General features: G+C 73.4%; 19 protein-coding genes. 9 read left to right on the top strand and 10 right to left on the bottom strand.

Going from position 1 to position 20800, the window contains the following annotated elements; genetic code table 11:
* Window position 1 precedes the first annotated feature (1 nt).
* From ACIQ8B_RS22825 to ACIQ8B_RS22815, 3 genes are read left to right on the top strand one after another with little or no spacing between them, the layout of a single operon-like run.
* Entirely contained in the window at window positions 2–952 is a 951-nt protein-coding gene (locus tag ACIQ8B_RS22825; RefSeq protein WP_403549135.1) for a carbohydrate ABC transporter permease, read from the top strand.
* A gap of 5 nt (window positions 953–957) precedes the next feature.
* Window positions 958–1785, top strand: a complete 828-nt coding sequence (locus ACIQ8B_RS22820) for a carbohydrate ABC transporter permease (protein WP_106416106.1) — start codon at window positions 958–960, stop codon at window positions 1783–1785.
* Between the two features lie 32 nt (window positions 1786–1817).
* Window positions 1818–3197, top strand: coding sequence for a GH1 family beta-glucosidase (locus tag ACIQ8B_RS22815; RefSeq protein ID WP_403549241.1), 1380 nt, complete (start codon window positions 1818–1820; stop codon window positions 3195–3197).
* A 400-nt stretch (window positions 3198–3597) separates the two neighbouring features.
* Here ACIQ8B_RS22815 and ACIQ8B_RS22810 read toward each other — a convergent pair whose 3' ends face one another.
* On the bottom strand, window positions 3598–5025 hold the full coding sequence (locus ACIQ8B_RS22810) for a cellulose binding domain-containing protein (RefSeq protein WP_403549133.1): 1428 nt from the start codon (window positions 5023–5025) through the stop codon (window positions 3598–3600).
* A 303-nt stretch (window positions 5026–5328) separates the two neighbouring features.
* Here ACIQ8B_RS22810 and ACIQ8B_RS22805 point away from each other — a divergent pair, with 303 nt between their 5' ends.
* The 5 genes from ACIQ8B_RS22805 to ACIQ8B_RS22785 all read left to right on the top strand — a co-directional run bounded on the left by ACIQ8B_RS22805 (window position 5329) and on the right by ACIQ8B_RS22785 (window position 10719).
* Entirely contained in the window at window positions 5329–6183 is an 855-nt protein-coding gene (locus tag ACIQ8B_RS22805; RefSeq protein WP_403549131.1) for a GntR family transcriptional regulator, read from the top strand.
* A gap of 148 nt (window positions 6184–6331) precedes the next feature.
* Window positions 6332–7537, top strand: coding sequence for a glycoside hydrolase family 64 protein (locus ACIQ8B_RS22800; RefSeq protein ID WP_403549129.1), 1206 nt, complete (start codon window positions 6332–6334; stop codon window positions 7535–7537).
* Between the two features lie 124 nt (window positions 7538–7661).
* Window positions 7662–8825: an AI-2E family transporter gene (locus tag ACIQ8B_RS22795; protein WP_403549127.1), complete on the top strand. Its 1164-nt coding sequence runs from the start codon at window positions 7662–7664 to the stop codon at window positions 8823–8825.
* Between the two features lie 28 nt (window positions 8826–8853).
* The gene (locus tag ACIQ8B_RS22790; RefSeq protein WP_403549125.1) at window positions 8854–10080 is read left to right on the top strand and encodes a cysteine desulfurase-like protein; all 1227 of its coding nucleotides are present in this window, start codon (window positions 8854–8856) and stop codon (window positions 10078–10080) included.
* A gap of 66 nt (window positions 10081–10146) precedes the next feature.
* Window positions 10147–10719, top strand: coding sequence for a GNAT family N-acetyltransferase (locus ACIQ8B_RS22785; protein WP_403549123.1), 573 nt, complete (start codon window positions 10147–10149; stop codon window positions 10717–10719).
* An 18-nt stretch (window positions 10720–10737) separates the two neighbouring features.
* On the opposite strand, the gene ACIQ8B_RS22780 is transcribed toward ACIQ8B_RS22785, so the two are convergent.
* The 9 genes from ACIQ8B_RS22780 to ACIQ8B_RS22740 all read right to left on the bottom strand — a co-directional run bounded on the left by ACIQ8B_RS22780 (window position 10738) and on the right by ACIQ8B_RS22740 (window position 20151).
* Window positions 10738–12654: an AMP-dependent synthetase/ligase gene (locus ACIQ8B_RS22780; protein WP_403549121.1), complete on the bottom strand. Its 1917-nt coding sequence runs from the start codon at window positions 12652–12654 to the stop codon at window positions 10738–10740.
* A 411-nt stretch (window positions 12655–13065) separates the two neighbouring features.
* A complete protein-coding gene (locus ACIQ8B_RS22775; RefSeq protein WP_290010523.1) occupies window positions 13066–13542 on the bottom strand; it encodes a helix-turn-helix domain-containing protein in 477 nt (158 codons plus the stop codon).
* Between the two features lie 182 nt (window positions 13543–13724).
* Entirely contained in the window at window positions 13725–14804 is a 1080-nt protein-coding gene (locus ACIQ8B_RS22770) for a lytic polysaccharide monooxygenase (RefSeq protein ID WP_290010521.1), read from the bottom strand.
* A gap of 316 nt (window positions 14805–15120) precedes the next feature.
* Window positions 15121–16254, bottom strand: coding sequence for a GH12 family glycosyl hydrolase domain-containing protein (locus ACIQ8B_RS22765; RefSeq protein ID WP_290010520.1), 1134 nt, complete (start codon window positions 16252–16254; stop codon window positions 15121–15123).
* 265 nt (window positions 16255–16519) lie between these two features.
* Window positions 16520–17542, bottom strand: coding sequence for a LacI family DNA-binding transcriptional regulator (locus tag ACIQ8B_RS22760; protein WP_403549239.1), 1023 nt, complete (start codon window positions 17540–17542; stop codon window positions 16520–16522).
* Between the two features lie 278 nt (window positions 17543–17820).
* Window positions 17821–18828 carry a TIGR01777 family oxidoreductase gene (locus ACIQ8B_RS22755; protein ID WP_403549118.1) on the bottom strand — a complete coding sequence of 336 codons (1008 nt, stop codon included), beginning with the start codon at window positions 18826–18828 and terminating at the stop codon, window positions 17821–17823.
* Between the two features lie 104 nt (window positions 18829–18932).
* Entirely contained in the window at window positions 18933–19325 is a 393-nt protein-coding gene (locus ACIQ8B_RS22750) for a VOC family protein (RefSeq protein WP_403549116.1), read from the bottom strand.
* Entirely contained in the window at window positions 19322–19624 is a 303-nt protein-coding gene (locus tag ACIQ8B_RS22745; RefSeq protein WP_106416103.1) for a helix-turn-helix transcriptional regulator, read from the bottom strand. The genes ACIQ8B_RS22750 and ACIQ8B_RS22745 overlap by 4 nt, the downstream gene beginning before the upstream one ends.
* A 104-nt stretch (window positions 19625–19728) precedes the next feature.
* Entirely contained in the window at window positions 19729–20151 is a 423-nt protein-coding gene (locus ACIQ8B_RS22740; protein ID WP_403549114.1) for a DoxX family protein, read from the bottom strand.
* Window positions 20152–20321: 170 nt separating this feature from the next.
* On the opposite strand from ACIQ8B_RS22740, the gene ACIQ8B_RS22735 reads away from it, so the two are divergent.
* A complete protein-coding gene (locus tag ACIQ8B_RS22735; RefSeq protein ID WP_403549112.1) occupies window positions 20322–20768 on the top strand; it encodes a DUF2809 domain-containing protein in 447 nt (148 codons plus the stop codon).
* Window positions 20769–20800: the final 32 nt, after the last annotated feature.

Below are 20800 nucleotides of genomic sequence, written 5' to 3'. Positions count from 1 at the left end.
CATGACCACGTCCACCGTCACCGCCCCGCCGTCCGCCGCCGCGGGCAAGCCGGCCGCGCCGGACCCGGCGCGCGCCCGCCGGCGCCGCAGACTCGCCCAGTGGGGCTTCGTCGCGCCCGCCGTCGTCTTCATGCTGCTGTTCTTCGGCTACCCGCTCGTCCGCAACGTCGTGATGAGCTTCCAGCACTACACGCCGAAGACCTTCTTCACCGGCGAGGCCCCCTTCAACGGCGCCGACAACTGGTCGTCCGTCTTCCGCGACGCCCTCTTCGGCAAGGCCCTCTGGCACACCCTCGTCTTCACCGCGGGCTCCCTGCTCGGCCAGTTCTGCATCGGCCTCGCCCTCGCCGTCTTCTTCAACCGCCGCTTCCCCCTCGGCGGCGTCCTGCGCTCGCTGATCCTGCTGCCCTGGCTGGTGCCCATGGTGGTGTCCGGCATCGTCTGGCGCCGCATCCTCGACCAGGACACCGGCGTACTGAACGCCTTCCTCGACACCCTCGGCCTCGGCGGGGGCACCCCGTGGCTGACCAGCCCCGGCATGGCGCTGCTCTCGGTGATCCTGGTGAACATCTGGATCGGCATCCCGTTCAACATGGTCATCCTCTACGGCGGCCTCCAGGAGATCCCCAAGGAGCTGTACGAGGCGGCCTCCCTGGACGGCGCCTCCGCCTGGCGCGCCTTCCGCTCCGTCACCCTGCCGATGCTGAAGCCGGTGATCACGGTCGTGCTGGTGCTGGGCTTCATGTCGACGGTGAAGATCCTCGACCTGATCCTCGCCCTCACCGACGGCGGCCCCGCCGACGCCACCCAGACCCTGGGCACGCTCACCTACCAGAACTCCTTCGTGGAGCTGGACTTCGGCGCCGGCGCGGTCGTCGGCAACGTCCTGATCCTGATCTCCGCCGTGTTCGCGGTGTTCTACCTGCGGGCCAACCGCACCGAGGGGAAGTGACCGACATGGCCGCCCACGCGCCCACCGCGCCCCGCCGCCGCTGGGGCTCCACCGTCGCGGGCCTGCTCGTCCTCGCGGTGATGCTGTTCCCGCTGTACTGGATGCTCAACACCGCGCTCCAGCCCGACTCCGGCCTCCTCCAGGTCGACCCGGTCCCGTCGGGTCTCGACCTCTCCGGGTTCACCAAGGCCCTCACCGACCAGGGCGGCAACCTGCTGACCTCCCTGCTGGTGTCCGTCGGCGCCGTCGCGATCTGCCTCGCGATCGCCGCGCCCGCCGCCTACGGCCTGGCCCGCTTCGGTCTGCGCGGCTCGCGCACCATGGTGTTCGGCACCCTGATCACCCAGATGGTGCCGGGCATCGTCATCGCCAACGCCCTCTACACCTCCTACGTCGACCTGGGCCTGGTGAACTCCTATGCCGGCCTGATGCTCGCGGACGCCTCGCTCGGCATCCCCTTCTCCATCGTGCTGATGCGCTCCTTCATGGTGTCCATCCCCGGAGAGGTGATCGAGGCCGCCGAGATCGACGGGGCCGGGCCGGTACGGGTGTTCCTGCGGGTGGTGCTGCCGATGAGCCGCAACGCCCTGATCACCTCCGGCCTGTTCGCCTTCCTGTTCGCGTGGAGCGACTTCATGTTCGCCCTCACCCTGAACACCACGGACGACGTCAAACCGATCACACTGGGCATCTACCAGTACATCGGCGCACACGTCGGGGACTGGGGCGCGGTCATGGCCGCGGCCGTGCTCTCCGCCGTACCCGCCGCGATCCTGCTCGTCCTCGCCCAGAAATACATCGCCGCCGGCATCACCGGAGGCTCAGTCAAGTGACCACCGCACACACCGAGACGGACTCGACCCGCATGAGCGACTTCCCCCGGTTCCCGCCCGGCTTCGTCTTCGGCGCCGCCACCGCCTCCTACCAGATCGAGGGGGCGGCCCGGGAGGACGGGCGCGGCCCGTCGATCTGGGACACCTACAGCCACACCCCCGGCCGGGTCGCGAACGGCGACACCGGCGACGTCGCCTGCGACCACTACCACCGCTACCCGGAGGACGTGGCCCTGCTGCGCGACCTCGGCGTGGACTCGTACCGCTTCTCCGTGGCGTGGCCGCGGATCGTGCCCGACGGCACCGGCCCGGTGAACCCCAAGGGCCTCGACTTCTACTCCCGGCTGGTCGACGAACTCCTCGACGCGGGCATCGAGCCGGCCGTCACCCTCTACCACTGGGACCTCCCGCAGGCCCTGGAGGACCGTGGCGGCTGGCGGGTGCGGGAGACCGCGGAGCGGTTCGCCGCGTACACGGCCGTCGTCGCGGACCGCCTGGGCGACCGGGTGCCGCGCTGGATCACCCTGAACGAACCGTGGTGCAGCGCCTTCCTCGGCTACTCCGTCGGCCGCCACGCCCCCGGCGCCCGCGAGGGCCGGGGCGCGCTCGCCGCCGCCCACCACCTGCTGGTCGGCCACGGACTCGCCGTGCGGGCCCTGCGCGCGGCGGGTGTCCGCGAGGCCGGCATCACCCTCAACCTCGACCACCATCTGCCCGCGACGGACTCCGACGCCGACCGGGCGGCGGTGGTGCGCGCCGACACCCTGCACAACCTGGTGTGGACGGAGCCGATCCTCGCCGGGCGCTACCCGGACACCGAGGAGGAGACCTGGGGCGAGCTGATCACCGGGCAGGACTTCCGCCGCGACGGCGACCTGGAGCTGATCGCGCAGCCGCTGGACTTCCTCGGCGTCAACTACTACCGCCCGATCGTGGTGGCCGACGCCCCCCACCGGGAGAGCGACCCCGCCCTGCGGGTGGCGACCGACAACCGCTACACCGAGGAGCCCATGCCGGGCGTGCGGCGCACCGCCATGGGCTGGCCGGTGGCCCCCGGCACCCTCACCGACCTCCTGACGGACCTGAAGGAGCAGTACGGGGACGCCCTGCCGCCGGTCCACATCACGGAGAACGGCTCCGCCGAGGACGACGAGGCGGCCCCCGACGGCGCCGTGCACGACACCGACCGCGTGCACTACCTGCGCGACCACCTCACCGCGCTGCGCGCCGCGATCGACGCGGGCGTCGACGTCCGCGGCTACTACGTGTGGTCGCTGCTGGACAACTTCGAGTGGGCCTTCGGCTACGACAAGCGGTTCGGCATCGTCCGCGTCGACTACGCCACCCAGCGGCGCATCCCGAAGGACAGCTACCACTGGTACCGCCGCATGATCGCCGCCCAGCGGTCCTGACGGGGACGCGCCCCGGGCGGCCGTGGCGTCGTCCACGTCCGCCGCGGGGTGCGCGGCGGACGCCCGCCCCCGTGGTCCGGCAGGGCCTCGTGCAGCGCGGCCGGCGTACGGGCCGGCTCGTCGGACGGGTGCCGGAGGACCCCGGAGCCGGCGTCCCGCGCCTCCGTGACGCCGTCGGTACAGGCACCGCCTGGAGGCGGGGCGGGTCGCCGGCAGGGCGCGCGGTCCGAGCGGCCCGCGGCCCGCGGTCCAGCGTCCCGGACTCGCCGGCGGAAGCCCCGGGAGACGATCGGACGACGTCGAGGGGACGGCACACACCGCGGTGCGCCGGCCGGACCCGCGACGGGCGGGCCCGGCCGGGCGGGCCCGGCCGGGCGGGCCCGGCCGGGCGGACGGGCCGTCAGGGCGCGGGCACCTCGTCCACGAACGAGGTGCCCGCGGCACGGTAGGCGTCGATCTTCGCCGCGACCTGGGCGGGCGTCAGCACCTGGTTCTTGACGTGCAGGACGTAGTCGACCTGCTGGTGGTAGGAGCGGGGCGTGGTCGACCGCTGGCCCTCCAGGTCGATCAGCCACTGGTTGAAGTTGATCGACATCGGCCGCTCCGGCAGGTACGCGGCGTCGTGGGTGCCGAAGTGGCGGCCGTCGACGTAGTACGTGATGCCGGAGTCGTCGATGGTGACGACCAGGTCGTGCCAGCCGGCGAAGCTCTGGCGGCTCTCGCTGTGCTGGTTGACGGCCTGCCAGGGATCGGGGTTGTAGGTCTCCCAGGACGTCGTGTACAGGATCGAGGACGGCTCGCCCCAGCCGCCGTTGGGCAGGTACTCGAAGTCGTACTCGGCGTAGTCGTCGGCCATCGGCGCCTTGAGGTCGTTGATGGTGAAGAACGTCTGCACGACGCGGTCGCCGTCCGGGCCGGAGACGGGGGCGTCGGAGAAGCGCACCCGGGCCGCGTAGGTGCCGTACGCGAACTTCATGCTCCGGGTGAGGATCTCGGTGTGCGTGGTGGAGGCGCCCGTGCCCGCGGTGGACGTCTCCAGGTCCATCACCGAGTTCCCGCCCGAGGAGCTGAAGGTCACCCTCGACGGGTCCCAGGTCGCGCCGGGCACCCCGGGTCCGCCCGCGTTGGAGCGGACGCTCCAGCCGTGCGCCGCGAGGTCCGGGTCGGTGTGCGACGCGTAGTCGAAGTCGTCGAACAGCGTCTGGCCGCCCTCACCGGGCGGGTCGGTGGGATCCGTGGGGTCGGTCGGGCCGTCGCCCTCGGGGCCCGCGCCCCACACGGTGGCGCCCGCGAGTCGCGCGGTCACCTTGTCCCAGTCGGCGTACGACGTCCGCGCCGCGCCGAAGGAGTAGTCGTCGCTCTGCCGCAGCGTCCGCCAGTCCGCCCGGTGGAACCGCAGTTGCAGGTCGCCGGTGTCGGCGCCGGGCGCCAGCGACCCGGCGGACGGGGTGAACCCGATCTCCAGGTAGCGGTCGGCCGTCGCGGTGGGCCGCGGGAGCGTGCTGAACGTGCCGGTGACGGCCGGGCAGCCGACGACTGCCCAGGAGCAGGCGAAACGGTACGTGGCGTCGGGGGCGTCGGCCTTGAAGTAGTAGCGGATCTTCACCTGGCTCAACCGCACAGGAGCGGAGCCGGTGTTGCGGACCTTGAACCAGGGCTCGCTCTGGTCGGCGGTGGCCCCGGGGGCGCTCGTGCGGTACTGCACGGCGAGCGCGCCGTCCGCGGCGGTGGCCGCGGGCGCGGGGAGCCCGGTGAGGGCGGCGGCGCCCAGCAGGGCGGTGAGGGCGAGTGCCGCGCGGGCGCGGCGGCCGGTGGGACGAGTACGCATCCGTGGTCCTTTCGCGGTGGGGGGGTGGCGCACGGTGGTGCGTCCGCGCGGCGGGCGTGGGGCGCCGCCCGGCGCGGGCTCGCGGTGACGGACCGGTCCCCGGAACTGACCAGTTGTCCGCCGAGGCCTTACCAGTTGATGTCGAGAGAAGGTGGCATAGACCAATAGACACGTCAACCCTGCGCGTCGGAAACGGAGTCGGCGTTGCCGAAGGCGGCCTTGGTGGCGGCCGGACCAGTTAAGGTCGGGGGCATACCAGTCGCCCCGCGCCCCGCCCGCGGCCGACGACGAGGGGAGACCCGTATGGCCGTCGATCCCGCCGCCTCGGGTGCGGTGCTCAAGCGTGAACGGGTGCGCGACGCACTCCTCGAACTCATCGAGACCCGCCGCCCCGGCGACGCCGTCCCCTCCGAGCGCGTCCTCTGCGCCCGGCTCGGCGTCTCACGCCCGACCGTGCGGGCCGCGGTCGACGAACTCGTGGTCGCGGGACTGCTGGTGCGCGAGCACGGCCGGGGCATGTTCGTGGCCGCCGAGAAGATCACCCAGGAACTGGTGCCGGAGCGCGGCGCGTTGACCGTGCCGCGGGCCAAGGGCGTGTGGACCAGCCGCGTCCTCGAGTTCCGCACGCTCCCGGCCGGCGCCCGGGTGGGCCGCAGACTGCGCGTGTCACCGGCCGCCCGGATCCGGTACGCGGCCCGGCTGCGGCTGGTGGACGGCGCCCCGATGGCCATCGAGCACCTGCACCTCCCCGCCGGCCTGGTGCCCGGCCTCACCGAGGCGGAGCTCGAACAGGGCGATCTGTACGAGCACTTCCGGGAACGGCACGGGGTGCGGGTCAGCGAGGCCGTGCAGTCCGTCGAGCCGACCGTGACGACCCGCGCGGAGGCGGAGCTGCTGGACGTGCCCGAGCTGTCACCGGCCCTCCTGTTCGAGCGCCTCACCACCGATACCGCCGGCCGTGCGGTGGAGTACGTTCACTCCGTCTACCGGGGCGACCGCTACCGGATCGTGTCCCGGCTCGCGCTGGGCCCGTCCGCCCCGCGCGCGGGAGGGGCGGAGGCGGCCAAGGGGGACCACCACCCGGGTTTCCCGCCCGGCGACCTCCCGTCCCACGGCCCGGTCAGCTTCTCGGCGCACGGAGTCGTGCAGCGCGGCTGAGCCGCTGCCTCCGGCGGGCCGCGAGAGCGTGCGGAACCTCCGGCTCCCGCACGGTCGTCCCCACCATTGACAGGTCCATACCAACGCGCAACTCTCGGTGAGAGCGCTCTCACAACGGTTCTCGGCCACTGTCGAACGGAGAACGAGCATGCTGCGCACCCTCAGACGCCGGATCACGGCGGTGGCGCTGGGCATCGCCACCGCACTCGGCGGGTCCTGGCTCGCCGCCGGGGTCCCGTCCCCCGCGCACGCCGCGGTCCCGGCCACCGTCCCGCTGACCATCACCAACACCTCGGGCCGCGCGGAGCCGGTCCACATCTACAACCTCGGCACCGAGCTGTCGTCCGGCCGGCAGGGCTGGGCGGACGCGAGCGGCGCCTTCCACCCCTGGCCCGCCGGCGGCAACCCGCCGACACCCGCACCCGACGCCTCCATACCGGGCCCGGCGCCCGGCCGGTCCATGACCATCCAGGTCCCCAGGCTCTCCGGCCGGATCTACTTCTCCTACGGCCGCAAGATGGAGTTCCGGCTGACCACCGGCGGCCTCGTGCAGCCCGCCGTGCAGAACCCCACGGACCCCCACCGCGACATCCTCTTCAACTGGTCCGAGTACACGTTCAACAACGACGGACTGTGGATCAACAGCACCCAGGTCGACATGTTCTCCGCGCCCTACACGGTGGGCGTGCAGCGCGGCGACGGCACCACGCTGAACACCGGCAAGCTGCGGCCCGGCGGCTACCGCGGCGTGTTCAACGCCCTCAGAGGACAGCCCGGAGGCTGGGCCAACCTCATCCAGACCCGCTCCGACGGCACCGTGCTGCGCGCCCTGTCCCCGCTCTACGGGGTGGAGACCGGCGCCCTCCCGGCCTCCATCACGGACGACTACGTCAACCGGGTCTGGGACAAGTACACCCGCACGGACCTGGTCGTCACGCCCTTCGCCGACCGCCCCGACATCCGGTACACCGGCCGGGTCTCGGGAGGCGTCCTGCGGTTCACCGACGGCGCCGGCAACGTCGTCACCACCTTCCAGAAGCCGGACGCCTCGTCCGTCTTCGGCTGCCACCGGCTCCTCGACGCGCCCAACGACCAGGTGCGCGGCCCCATCTCGCGCACCCTGTGCGCGGGCTTCCACCGCACCACCCTGCTCGCCAACCCCCACCAGCCCGACCGGAGCGCGGCCAGCTTCTACCAGGAGCCGGTCACCAACCACTACGCGCGGATCATCCACGCGCACATGGTCGACGGGAAGGCGTACGGCTTCGCCTTCGACGACGTCGGCCACCACGAGTCGCTCGTCCACGACGGCGCTCCGCGCCAGGCGTTCCTGACGCTCGCCCCGTTCGACTGACCGTTCCCGCGCACCGCCCCCGGCCGGTCCGCCGGCCGGGGGCGGACGCACCCGACACCCCGCCGGCACACGCCCGTTGTGTCCCGCGATCACCACGGCCCCCCGGGCACCATAGGGTGCCACCATGTCTGCCACGTTGAACGCGGGGAAAACCCGCGCCGCGCTGAGAACCTCGGCGCGCATCTCGGGGGAACTGCTGCTGGTCCTGGTGGCGACCGGGGTGGCCCTCTGGCTGCTGGGCCGGATGTGGTCCGTGGTCTGGCCCCTGATAGTCGGCCTGCTGCTCACCACGCTCACCTGGCCCCCGGCCCACTGGCTGCGCCGGCGCGGTCTGCGCCCGGCGGTCGCCGCGTCCCTGGTGACCGTGCTGTTCCTGTTGGTCGGCACGGGCACCGTGGCGCTCATCGCGGTGCCCGTCGCGTCGGAGGCCGGTGAACTCGGCGACGGTGTCGTCCAGGGCGTGCAGAAGCTGCGCGAGTGGGCCGAGGGCCCGCCGCTGAACATCGACGACGCCCAGATCGCGGGCGCCTTCGACGCCGCGACCGCCCGTCTCCAGGACAGCGCCGGGTCCATCGCGACCACCGCCGTCACGGGGGTGAGCACCGTCTTCAGCGGCGTCGTCACCGCCGTCCTGGCGCTCTTCCTGATGTTCTTCTTCCTGAAGGACGGCCCGCGCTTCCTGCCGTGGCTGCGCCGCCAGCTCCCCGGCCGGCTCGCCACCGACGTGCCGGCCGTCGCCGCACGCTGCTGGAACACCCTCGGCGCGTTCGTGCGGTCGCAGGCGCTCGTCGGTCTCATCGACGCCGTGCTGATCGGCCTCGGCCTGTGGATCCTCGACGTGCCGCTGGTCCTGCCGCTCTCGGTGCTCACCTTCGTGTCCGCGTTCGTGCCCATCGTCGGCGCCCTGTTCGCCGGCCTGGTCGCCGTGCTGATCGCGCTGGTGTCCAACGGGCTGATGGACGCGGTGCTCGTGCTGGTGGTCATCGTCGTCGTGCAGCAGCTCGAGGGCAACGTGTTCCAGCCGATGATCCAGAGCCGCGGTCTCGGCCTGCACGCGGCGGTCGTCCTGCTGGCGGTGACGCTGGGCGGCAGCCTGGCCGGCATCGTCGGCAGCCTGCTCGCCGTGCCGGTCGCCGCTCTCATCGCGGTCGTCTGGAACTACCTGCGCGAACAGCTCACCGACCCGCCGGCACCACAGTCGCCGGCACCGCAGTCGCCGGCACCGGAGCCACCGGCGCCGCGGCCCGCGGCGCCGCAGTCCCCGGCGCCCGACGCCCCCGCCGCCTGACCGCCCTCCCGACCTCCAGGAAGACCCCGTGACGTACGACCTGACCGCACTGCGCGCCGCGATCCCCGCGCTGGCCGCCGGCACCGCCCACTTCGACGGCCCCGGCGGCACCCAGACGCCGCGCCCCGTCATCGACGCGATCGCCGACGCCCTCGCGCGGCCGCTGTCCAACCGGGGCGGCCTGCTGCCCGGCGAGCGCAACGCCGACACCCTCGTCGTCGAGGCGCGCCGCGCCATGGCCGACCTGCTCGGCGCCGACCCGGCGGGCGTCGTCTTCGGCCGCAGCGCCACCCAGCTCTCCTACGACGTCGCCCGCACCCTCGCCGCCGGCTGGTCGGAGGGCGACGAGGTGGTCGTCACCCGGCTCGACCACGACGCCAACATCCGCCCCTGGACGCAGGCCGCCGAACGGGCCGGAGTCACCGTCCGCCGCGCCGGCTTCGACCCGGCCACCGGAGAGCTCACCGCCGACCACATCCGCGCTCAGCTCTCTCCCCGCACCCGCCTGGTCGCGGTCACCGCCGCCTCCAACCTCATCGGCACCATGCCCCCGGTCGCCGAGATCGCGGGGCTCGTCCACGAGGCGGGCGCCCTGCTGTACGTCGACGGCGTCCACTACACGGCGCACGCCCCGGTCGACGTCCGGGCGCTCGGCGCGGACTTCTTCGTCTGCTCGCCGTACAAGTTCCTCGGCCCGCACCACGGTGTGCTGGCCGCCGCTCCGGAGCTGCTGGAGACCCTGCGCCCGGACAAGCTGCTGCCCTCCTCCGACGCGGTGCCCGAGCGGTTCGAGCTGGGCACCCTGCCCTACGAGCTCCTCGCCGGCACCCGCGCGGCCGTCGACGTCCTCGCCGGGCTCGCCGGGCGGACCGACGGCGACCGCCGCGCCCGGCTCGGCGCGGCGTACGAGGCGATCGGGGAGCACGAGGCGCGGCTGCGGGCCCGGCTCGAGAAGGGACTGGCGGCCCTCGACGGGGTCACCGTCCACTCCCGGGCGGCCCGCCGCACCCCGACCCTGCTGGTCACCCTCGACGGCCGCCGCACCGAGGACGCCCACCGCTTCCTCGCCGGGCGGAACGTCCACGCGCCCTCCGGCCACTTCTACGCCCTGGAGGCCTCCCGCCACCTGGGCCTCGGCGACACCGGCGGCCTGCGCGTCGGCCTCGCCTGCTACACCTCCGACGAGGACGTCGACCGCCTGCTCGACGGCCTGGCGGACTTCCTGGAGGAGACCCCGCCCGCGCACGGCCGGTGACGCGGCGGCCCGCCGGCCCACCGCGACGCGGCGGCGCCGGCGGGCCGGACGTGCCATCGTGGACGCATGACCGTCGAAGTCCGTCCGGCCTCGGAGTTCGAGGACGTCCGTGCCCTGCTGGGTCCCAAGTCGCCGCAGGCGAACGTCTGCTGGTGCCTGAGCTACCGCATTCCCGCGCAGCTCAACCGTGAGCTGCGCGGCCCCGCCCGCGGGGAGTACGTCGCCGGACTGCTGCGCTCCGGCACCCCCCTCGGCGTGCTCGCCCACGAGGACGGCGAGCCCGTCGGCTGGGCCGCCGTCGCACCCCGCGCGGACACCTCCTTCGCCCGCAACCGCAAGATCCCGCACATCGACGACCTCCCGGTCTGGTCGCTGTGGTGCGTCCGGGTCCGCCCCGGCCACCGCGGCAGGGGCCTCTCGCACGCCCTGATCGCCGGCGCCGTCGAGTACGCCCGCGCGCAGGGCGCCCCCGCCGTCGAGGCGTACCCCCTCGACAACGGCGACGCCCGCGCCGACCTCACCATGGCCTACCCCGGGCTCCGCAAGAACTTCGAGCGGGCCGGCTTCACCCATGCCGCCGACACCACCTCGGTGCTGGCCGGCCATCCCCGCGTGCTGATGCGGCTCGACCTGCGCTGACGGCACGGGCGGCCCGGCTCAGGCGTACAGCGCGGCGATCTCCTTCGCGTACGCCTCCTGCGCCGCCTGCCGCTTGACCTTCAGCGACGGGGTGAGCAGGCCGTTCTCCTCGGTGAACTCGCCCTCGACGAGGGTGAACGCGCGGATGGACTCGGCGCGGGAGACGGCCTCGTTGGCGTAGTCCACCGCCTTCTGCACGTCGGCGCGCATGCGCGGGTCGCGGATCACCTCGGACATCGGGGTGTCGGCGGGCATCCCGCGCACCGACAGCCAGTGGGCGACCGTCTCCGGGTCCAGGGTGATCAGCGCGGCCACGAAGGGCCGGTTGTCGCCGACGACGAGGCACTGCCCGACCGGCGGGCGACTGCGCAGCCGGTCCTCCAGGACGGCGGGGGAGACGTTCTTGCCGCCGGAGGTGACGATGATGTCCTTCTTGCGGCCGGTGATGGTCAGATAGCCGTCCTGGTCGAGGGAGCCGAGGTCCCCGGTGGCGAACCAGCCGTCGCGCAGCGCCTCTTCGGTGGCCTCCGGGTTGTTCCAGTACGACGTGAAGACGATGCCGCCCCTGACGAGCACCTCGCCGTCGTCGGCGACGCGCACCGCGGTGCCGGGGACCGGCCGGCCGACCGTGCCGGGGCGCGGGCCCAGCGGCGGGACGACGGTGGCGGCGGCGGTGGTCTCGGTCAGGCCGTAGCCCTCGTAGATCATCACGCCGGCCGCGTAGAAGAACAGGTTGAGGTCCTTCTCCAGCGGGGAGCCGCCGCTGATGGCGTAGCGCAGACGCCCGCCGAGCTCCTTGCGGACCCGGCGGTAGACCAGCAGGTCGTACAGGGCCCACGCGGCGTACAGGCGGAGGCCGGGGCCCTTGCCGCGGCCCAGGAAGCGGTCGAGGTGCGCCCGCCCGAAGCGGACGGCGACGCGGTGGGCGCGCTCGAAGGAGGCGCCGCGGCCGATCTTCTCGGCCGTGGCCCGTCCGGTGTCGTGGATCTTCTCGAAGAGGTAGGGCACGCCCACCACGAACGTGGGGCGGAACGCCTTGAGCGCGGGCCGCAGTTCGTCCGGCTTGATGCTCGGGCAGTGCCCCGTCTCGATGCGGGCCATCAGGCAGGAGATCTGCAGGGTGCGGCCCAGGATGTGAGCGAGCGGCAGGAACAGCAGCGTCGAGGCGACCTGGCCGGTGACCGCCTTGAAGACGGGGTGCAGCAGCTCGACCGTGTTCGCGGACTCGGCGTACAGGTTGCCGTGGGTGAGCACGCAGCCCTTGGGGCGTCCGGTGGTGCCGGAGGTGTAGCAGACGGTCGCCACCGTGTCGGCGGTGAGGGCGGTGCGCCGCTTGGTGACCTCCTCGTCCAGGACGTCCCGGCCGCGTGCGACGAGGTCGTCCACGGCGCCCGCGTCCAGCTCCCACACCTGCGGCGGCGAGGGGAGGGCGGCGGTGCCGGTGCGGACCGCGGCGGTGTTGCCCGGGGTCTCGGTGACGACGTGCCGGGCGCCGGAGTCCCGGACGATCCACTCCACCTGGTCCGCCGAGGAGGTGGGGTACACCGGCACGGTCTGCCCGCCGGCCGCCCAGATCGCGAAGTCCAGGAGCGTCCACTCGTAGCGGGTGCGGGACATCACGGCGACCCGGTCGCCCGGCTCCAGACCGGCGGCGATCAGGCCCTTGGCCACGGCGGTGACCTCCGCGGCGAAGGCCGCCGCCGTGACCGGCCGCCACACCCCCCGCTCCTCGCGGCGCAGCACGACCGCGTCGGGCGCCTCGTCCGCGTTGGTGAACGGGACGTCGGCGGGGGTGCCCGCGGCGGGAGGCGCGGCCAGGACCTCCGTGCGGACCTCGCGGACGACCCCGCGCCGGTCCTTCACGGTCTCCACCCGGCTGCGGCCCGCCAGATCGGCCCGTCGTTTCGCCCGTTTCAGATCCTTGCGTACGCCCATGACGGCTCCCGGTCGCGGCTGACTGTCGTGCTGGCTCTCCGTACTTACTTACTCGGGAGTCAACTTACCCGTGCGTAAGGATGAGTCAACGGTCCGGGGGCGATCGGTCCAGCCGGTCCGCCCCGGGGATCGCCTCGGCCGGCTCCCGCACGTCGGCGTCTTCGGTCCCGGCGGCCGACGCTCCGGCGCGCTCGGACGGTTCCCCGGGGCCGGGCGCGCCGGGCAGCGCACCGCACCGGCGGCCGGGGGAGCGGAGCGCGGCGCGTCGGCGGGGCGGGCGGCGGTCGCGGTGACCGCCGGCCGGGGACGCGCCCGCCGCACCGGGTCGGCGAGCCCGTCGGTCCCCGGGCCGCCGGTCGCCTCGTACGGGGTCCGCCCGTGCGGGCCGCGCCGGTCGCACCGCCGCCCCGGTCACACCGCCTCGGCGTCCAGCGCCGTGTCGGGCCGGCGGTGCGCCGTGAGCTGCTCCGGCCGCACCCGCTCCCCGTCGTCGGTGACGAAGGCCAGCCGGGCCGTGGCGCCCGAGTCCGGCAGGGCGAACTCGGGCGACGTCCCCTCCGGGTGCGGGCGGTGGGTCCGCCCCCAGGTCGCCAGCGCCGCGATCACCGTGGTCAGGCCGTGCCCGGCCTCCGTCAGCACGTACTCCTCGCGGGCCCGCTCGCCGGGCTCCCGGTAACCGCGCCGCTCCATCAGCCCCTCGTCGACCAGGAACGCCAGGCGTTTGGTCAGGATGTTCGGCGCGATGCCCAGCGCCTCCCGGAACTCCTGGAAGCGCGTCGAGCCCGCCAGCATCGCCTCGCGCACGATCAGCAGCGTCCAGGAGTCCCCGAGCACCTGGAGACTCCGCGCGATGGAGCAGGTCGCGTCCTTGCCGAGCGTCTTGGCCATGCGGCCAGTGTACCGGTGAGTTGCAAACAGATACTCAGGAAGTCCGCGTTTCCGTCGTGGAGGAACCGGCGCCGGCGGAGTGAGCCCGGGAACGGCGATGCGCCGTCCTCCCCTCCGAGGGGAGGACGGCGCATCGGACCGGGACCGGTCACCCGTTCCTCACCCGTGAGGAACGGGGGTCGCTACGGATTGACGCAACCGATCGTGCCCACCGGGAAGTTGTTGCCGGTCGACGTCGCCGTGAAGCCGAACGTCACGCTCCCGTCGGGATTGATCACCCTGTTGTGGGCGGCGTTCCGCACCGTCACCGTGCCGTCGGACCCGGTGCTGAGGGTGCCGTTCCAGGCACTGCCGATCGTGGTGCCCTGCCCGGGCTTCCACCGCACGGCCCAGCCGTTGAGCGGGGACGTGCCGTGGTTCATCACCTCGACGGAGCCCTGGAAACCGCCGTTCCAGGAGTTCGTCACGCTGTAGACGGCCATGCACTCACCGGTGTGCGGCGGGTCGCTCGGGTCGGGGGTCGGGTCCGTGCCCGGGCCGCCGCCCGAGCCGCGGATGCCGGTCACCTCGCCGTTGCCGCCGTCGAAGACCACGTCGGAGCAGGAGAAGAAGTTCTCCTGGCTGTCCGACCGCACCCACTGCATGAAGATCAGCGCGTCACCGGAGCGGCCGGAGGGCAGCTTCAGGTTCCAGTGGTAGTGGCCCCCGTTGGTGCCCGGGGAACCCTGCTGGGACGGGTTGGTGACGGTCTGGATCAGCTCCAGGTCGTTCCACTTCAGCTGAGAGGTGGGCGACCAGCCGGGCTTGGTGATGTACACCCGGAAGTCGCCCGGGTGCGCGGCCCAGTTGCTGTACTGCACCTTGATCGTCGCGCCGGACGTCAGGTGCGTGCGCGGCCAGTCGGCACGGGCCGCGTTGTAGGCGGAGAAGTCGTAGGGGGAGCGGTCGCCCGCGCTGCACAGCGTGCCGTCCGGGACATAGCCCGGACCGCGCCCGCCGGCCTGGGAGTCGAGGACGGCGAACCAGTTGTAGAGGGCCGTGGCGCCGCTCTGGTTCAGCGCGGCCCTGCAGGCGGGGTTGGTCGGGTCGAGTGCGCCGGTACCGGTGATGGCGTCCAGCTGGCACAGATAGGTGCGCGAGCCGGGCATCATCGCCACGCCGTGCGCCTGCGCGTCCTTCTGCCAGAGGAAACTGAGACCGAGCCCTCCGAGGAGGGTCGCCAGTACCGCTGCCAGAGAGACCAGTCTGCTTCTCAGAGCCATGGAGTCTCCTGTCCCGATGCTGAGTTGCTCATGGGCGGTGCGAGAGAGGGGGTGGAGCCCCCGCCCGGCCGGGGAGGGCGCCAGCCGGACGGGCGGGGGGATCAGGGGACCGTCCCGCGACGGACGGGACCGGACGGCGGCGGGTGCGTCGGCACCCGCCGCCGGTACGGCCGTCCGCGGCGCGGTCGGGCCGGGGCGGCGTGCGGCTCGCGGGCCGCCCTCGGGGGAAGGCCCGCGGAGCCCGCCCCGTCGGCGCGGGGAGGGAGGAGCGGGCTCCGGAGCGCGGGGTCACGGCGGGTGCGGCCCGCCGCGGCCCTCACGCGGTGCGGCAGGCGGTGCCGTTCAGCCGGAAGGCGTCCGGCTGCGCGAAGCCGCCGCTGTAGGTGCCCTGGAAGCCGAAGCTCTGGCTGCCTCCGGCGGCGATCCGGGCCCTGTCGGCCGGTGCGGTGGCCGTGACCGCGCCCGAGGAGGGGGTGACGGACGCGTTCCAGGCGTGCACGACGCTCTGGCCGGAGGGCAGGGTGAAGGCGAGCCGCCAGCCGTCCACGGGGGCCGGCCCGTTGTTGGTGACGGTGACGTTCGCGGTGAAGCCACCCGGCCAGACGTTCGTCGCGTACGACACCGTGCAGGCGGCCGGGGCGCCCGGATCGCCGGGATCGTTCCCGCCGCCGCCCGTGTGGACGGACGACGAGAACGAGTTCACCGCGAGGCCCGCGCCGTTCTGCCACGGCTCGAAACCGGCCTGGACGCTCGTCAGGTACCAGTCGTTGCCCGCCATGCCGCGCGCGACGGTCTCCCGGACGAAGTCCATCACGTCGAAGCTCCAGCTGCTGATCGCCGACGGCGCGACGAACGACAGCACGTCGTTGGTGCCGTTGCCGCCGGACCACACCTCCCAGGTGCGCCCGGCCACGGTGGCCGTGCCGACCCGCGAGCCGATCGGCTGGATCGGACCCACCCGGTTGAACCAGATCATGATCTCGGTCCGGTTCACCCCGTCGGTCCGGGGCGTCGGGTCCAGCCAGATGTCGTACGAGGCGTTGTACACGGCGTTGTCGACATAGCTGTACGAGATGCTGCTGGGTGCGGAGGAGATCCCGCTGATGCGCGCGGGGAGAGCGGTGCCCGGCGAACAGTTCGTGTAGTGACAGCCGTTGAAGAGCGACGGGTACGACTTCGGCGCGCCGTTGGTCGGCACCGAGCCGTCGGCCCGGCTGACCCGGAAGCCGGAGTCGGTGGCGGTGACGCACTGGGGGGCGGTGGTGCCCCAGCGGTTGTTCTGGACGACGTAGCGTCCCTGGACGACCGCCGTTCCGTACTGTTCGCAGATCTCGGTGTCGGCCTGGGCCGGCGCGGTCGCGGTCAGCAGCGCCGCCAGTGCGGCCAGGGCGGTGAGGAGCGCCATCAGGGCGGCGCGCAGGGTGCGGGGGTGGTGCCGTAACCGTGGCATATGGGGGACCTCTCGGGAGGAGGGCGCGGGATACCGGCGGGAGCGCTCCCGCCTCCCCATGAATGGGAGCGCTCCCAATGGTGTTCCGGAAGGGGACTGTAGAAGGCGTCCATGTCCCTGACAACCCTGTGCGCGGCAACCCGTCGAATGTCTTTCGAAGCCGCAGGTCAGAGGAATGATCCACACGGACCTCGGGTGGCGGGAGCGCTCCCGAAACATTCGACGCACACGGGTCCGGACACGGCGGCCCGGGATTCCGGACCGGTCAGGCGGAGCCGCGCAGCACCAGTTCGGTGCGGTGGATGACGTGCCGCCAGGCCGCCGACGGCTCCTCCATCTCCTCCAGCAGCAGCCGCACCATCGTGTGCCCGATCTCCTCGAGCGGCTGACGGACCGTCGTCAGCCGCGGATCGGTGTGCTGGGCGAGCGGGAAGTCGTCGAACCCGATCACCGCCACGTCGTCCGGCACCCGCCGGCCCGCCGCGCGGAGCGCTCCCAGCGCGCCCGCCGCCATGGTGTCCGACGCGGCGAACACCCCGTCGATCTCCGGCGCCCGCTCGATCAGTTCGGCCATCGCGCGGTGCCCGCTGTCCGCGGAGAAGTCGCCCTCGACGATCCAGGACTCCCTGCCCTCGACGCCCGCCCGCTCCAGCGCCTCCCGGTAACCGCGCAGCCGGCACCGGGCCACGTACATGTCGGGCGGCCCGGTGATGGTCGCGATCGCGCGGTGCCCGGTGTCCAGCAGGTGCGACACGGCGGCGCGCGCCCCGCCGACGTTGTCCGCGTCGACGTAGGTCACGCTCTCGTCGCCGGAACGCCGTCCCAACAGCACGGTGGGCAGGCCCACGTGGGCCAGCATGTCGGGCAGCGGGTCCGTGGCGTGCACGGACATCAGCATCACGCCGTCCACCCGGCCGCCGCGCGCGTACTCCACGAGCCGCTGCCGCTCGGCGTCCGTGCGCACCAGGGTGAGCAGCAGCTGCACCTCGGTCTCGGTCAGGGCGTCCCCGACGGACCGCACGATCTCGGAGAAGAACGGCTCGCCGAACTGCCGCCAGTCCGGCTCCGTCATGACCAGCGCGACCGCGTCGGCACGCCGTCCCGCCAGCGTACGGGCCGCCAGATTGGGGACGTACCCCAGTTCCGCGATGGCGCGCTGCACGGCACGGCGGGTCGTGTCCTTCACGCCCGCCGCGTTGTTGACGACGCGGGAGACGGTGCCCCGCCCGACACCGGCGAGCGCGGCCACCTCCTCGAGCGTCGGTGTGCCCGGACGCCGCCTGAGCATGACCACCCCCACGAGATCACTCGATCCTACGGCCCCAGTCATGCCCGTATCGGCCGTTCCCGCAACACCGCCCGCCGTGTGGGGCGGTTCGCACCCCTGGCCGGCCGTGCACGGCGTGCCCGTGGGCCTCGCGCCGTCGTGCGGGCCGAACGGCGGGGTCCGGCCCGACGGACGGCCGGCCAGCGTGCCCCGAGGGGCGCGGGGAACCACGCGACCAGCTCCCACCCGCACCCGGCGGCGAACCGGACTCGCCCCTCCGCCGTCCTTGTCGGCCTGGCTCAGGGCCGCCCCGGCCCCGCGCCGCCCCGCGCCCGCGCGGCCCGGGCACGCAGCCCGCCGCCCCCACGCGCGGCCCGCACCCGCCGCACCAGGTCCGCCGCCGCCCCCTCCCACCCGGGCCGGGTGAACTCGAACCCGGCCTCCCGCAGCCGGCCCGGTACCACCCGCCGGCTCTTGAGCAGCAGCTCCGTGTCCGAGCGCAGCGCGAAGGCTCCCAGTTCGGCCATCCAGCGGGTGGCAGGCAGCCCCACCGGCAGCCCCCAGGCGGCCCGCAGCACCCGCATGAAGTCCCGCTGGGGGAGCGGGCCGGGCGCCGCGAGGTTCACCGGACCCTCCATGTCCTCCCGCGCGATCAGGAACTCCACCGCGCGCACGAAGTCCTCGTCGTGGATCCACGACACGTACTGCGCGCCGCCCGCGACCGGGCCGCCCAGCCCCAGCCGGGCAAGCCGCAGCAGCACGTCGAACACCCCGCCCCGGTCCGGGCTCATCACCATCGCCGCCCGCAGGGCCACCTTCCGGGTGTCCGGCGTCGGCGCTTCGGCCTGCGTCCGTTCCCAGTTCCTGGCGATCTCCACGCTGTACGCCCAGTAGTCCGGCACGCCGCTCTCCGTGCCGCCGATGACGCCCGTCGCCTCGTCGTTCGCCGCGTCGAAGCGGTGCGCGTAGACGGTCGCGGTGCTCATCTGGAGCCAGACCTTCGGTGGTCGGCGGGCCGCCGCGATCGCCTCGCCCACGACCCGCGTCGAGTCCACGCGGGAGTCCATCATGGCGCGCAGGTTCTCCGGGGTGTACCGGCAGGAGACGCTGCGGCCCGCGAGGTTGACCACGACGTCCGAGCCGTCGACCGCCCCGGCCCACGGGCCCAGGGTCGCTCCGTCCCACGCGACGTCCTGGGGGCGCCTCGGCTGCCTGGTCGGCACGACGACCTCGTGCCCGGCCGCGCTCAGCGCACGGTCCAGGACCGTGCCCACCTGTCCGGTCCCCCCGGGCAGAACGATCTTCATCGGACCCCTCCGGCCTCTTCGAGTGCCCTCACCCTAACCCGCCTTTTTGAACATGTTCAACAGTGGGTCGCGGTGAGGCGGGTGAGGGCCGAAGAGGGGCGGGGCTACGCCGCCCGGGTGGCGATCTGGATGAGGTTGCCGCAGGTGTCGTCGAAGACGGCGGTGGTGACGGGCCCCGTCTCCAGGGGTTCCTGGGTGAAGCGGACGCCGTGCTCCCGCAGCCGCTCGTACTCCGCCCGCACGTCGTCCACGGCGAACTGGGTGAGGGGGATGCCGTCCGCCGCGAGGGCCTCCCGGTAGGCCTTGGCCGCGGGGTGGCCGGCCGGTTCCAGGAGCAGTTCGGTGCCGTCCGGGTCCTCGGGCGAGACGACGGTGAGCCACCGGTCCTTCTCGCCCACGGGCACGTCGTGCTTCTTCACGAAGCCGAGGACGTCGGTGTAGAAGCGCAGGGCCTGCGCCTGGTCGTCGACGAGGACGCTGGTCAGGTGGATCTTCATGAGGGGTCCTTCTCCGGTGCGGGGGTGCTGGGGTCGAGCCAGCGCTCGGTGATGTGCCGCAGTGGCGCGACGTTCAGCTCGTGGAACTTGTACCGGCCCTCCCGCCGGGTCTCGACGAGCCCTGCGGCCTCCAGGACGGCCAGATGCTGGGACACCGCCTGACGTGAGATGCCGAGCCCGTGCTTCATGCTCAGGCGCGCACAGATCTCGAACAGGGTCTGCCCGGACTTCTCCGTGAGCTCGTCGAGGATCGTGCGGCGGGTACCGTCCGCCAGGGCTTTGAAGAGGTCGTCGGCCACACCCCCACTATAGGCAAGTGTCCACTTGCCTATCAAGGTGAGAGACACTCCCGTCGACGCGTCGACGGGAGTGTCTCTGGCGGCGGGGGCGGCGGCTCGTGGGGTCATCCGCGGCCCCGGCCCCCGGACGAGGCGTCACGGCGGACGAGGCCCGGCAGGGACGGGGCCCCGGGTCCGAAGAACACCAGCAGCAGGAAGCCCCAGCAGAACAGCGCCGGCGACAGGCCGCCGTTCTGCAGGGGGAGCGGACCGTCCGGCTGGTGCTCGGTGAAGTAGGCGAAGGCCATGGCGCCCGAGCTGAGGAACGCGGCGGCCCGGGTGAGGACCCCGAGCAGGACGAGCGCGCCGCAGACCAGCTCGATCACCCCCGCGTGCCAGAACGGCCAGTCCCCCGCGGGGGCGGCCTCCCGGTCCAGGACGCCGAAGAGGGTGGCCGCGCCCTCGCTGGTGAACAGCAGCCCGATGACGATGCGGAACAGACCCAGGACCAGCGGCTGGTGACGGTCGAGCCGGTCGGTGGCGCCCATGGTGGAACTCCTCGCGATGTGGCCGGTGCGCAGGGCAGGGAAAGGAGCGGCACGGAGGCCGTCCGCCCTCCAGTAACGTGCGCGCCGGGCCCGCCGTTCAGCCGCTTCGGCCCCCGTGGGACACAGGTCGGCAACGGTCCCCCGGGCGCGGGCCGGCAGACTCGTCCCTCATGAGCGACAGAGCTGTCCGAACGGCCCGCCCCGCAGGCGGGAGCGGACCGCCCGCACCGGACGGGACGGGACGGACGCGGCTCCTGGCGGCAGCGGCGGCACTGCTGACCGTCGGCGCGGGACTGGGTCTGCGGGCCGTGGCGACAGGCGACGTCGCCAAGTACGGCGGGGACGCGCTGTACACGCTGCTGGTCCTCGCCCTCGTCGTCCTGCTCGCCCCGCGCTCGACCCCGGTACGGGCGGCGGGTGTCGCGCTCGCGGTGAGCTGGGCGGTGGAGCTGCTCCAGCTCACCGGACTGCCCGCCGCGCTGTCCGCCCGCAGCACCGCCGCCCGCCTGGTCCTCGGCTCCACCTTCAACGCACCGGACCTGTTCTGGTACGCCGTCGGCGCGTGCGCCGGCTGGCTCGTCCTCCGCGCGGTCGCCCGCCGCCGTCCGCCGGCGTGACCCCGTGCGGGGCGTCCAGGACGCACGGGCGC

The organism is Streptomyces sp. NPDC096105, assembly GCF_044763335.1.
Lineage (GTDB): Bacteria > Actinomycetota > Actinomycetes > Streptomycetales > Streptomycetaceae > Streptomyces.
This window is presented reverse-complemented; position numbering and strand designations above follow the sequence as displayed.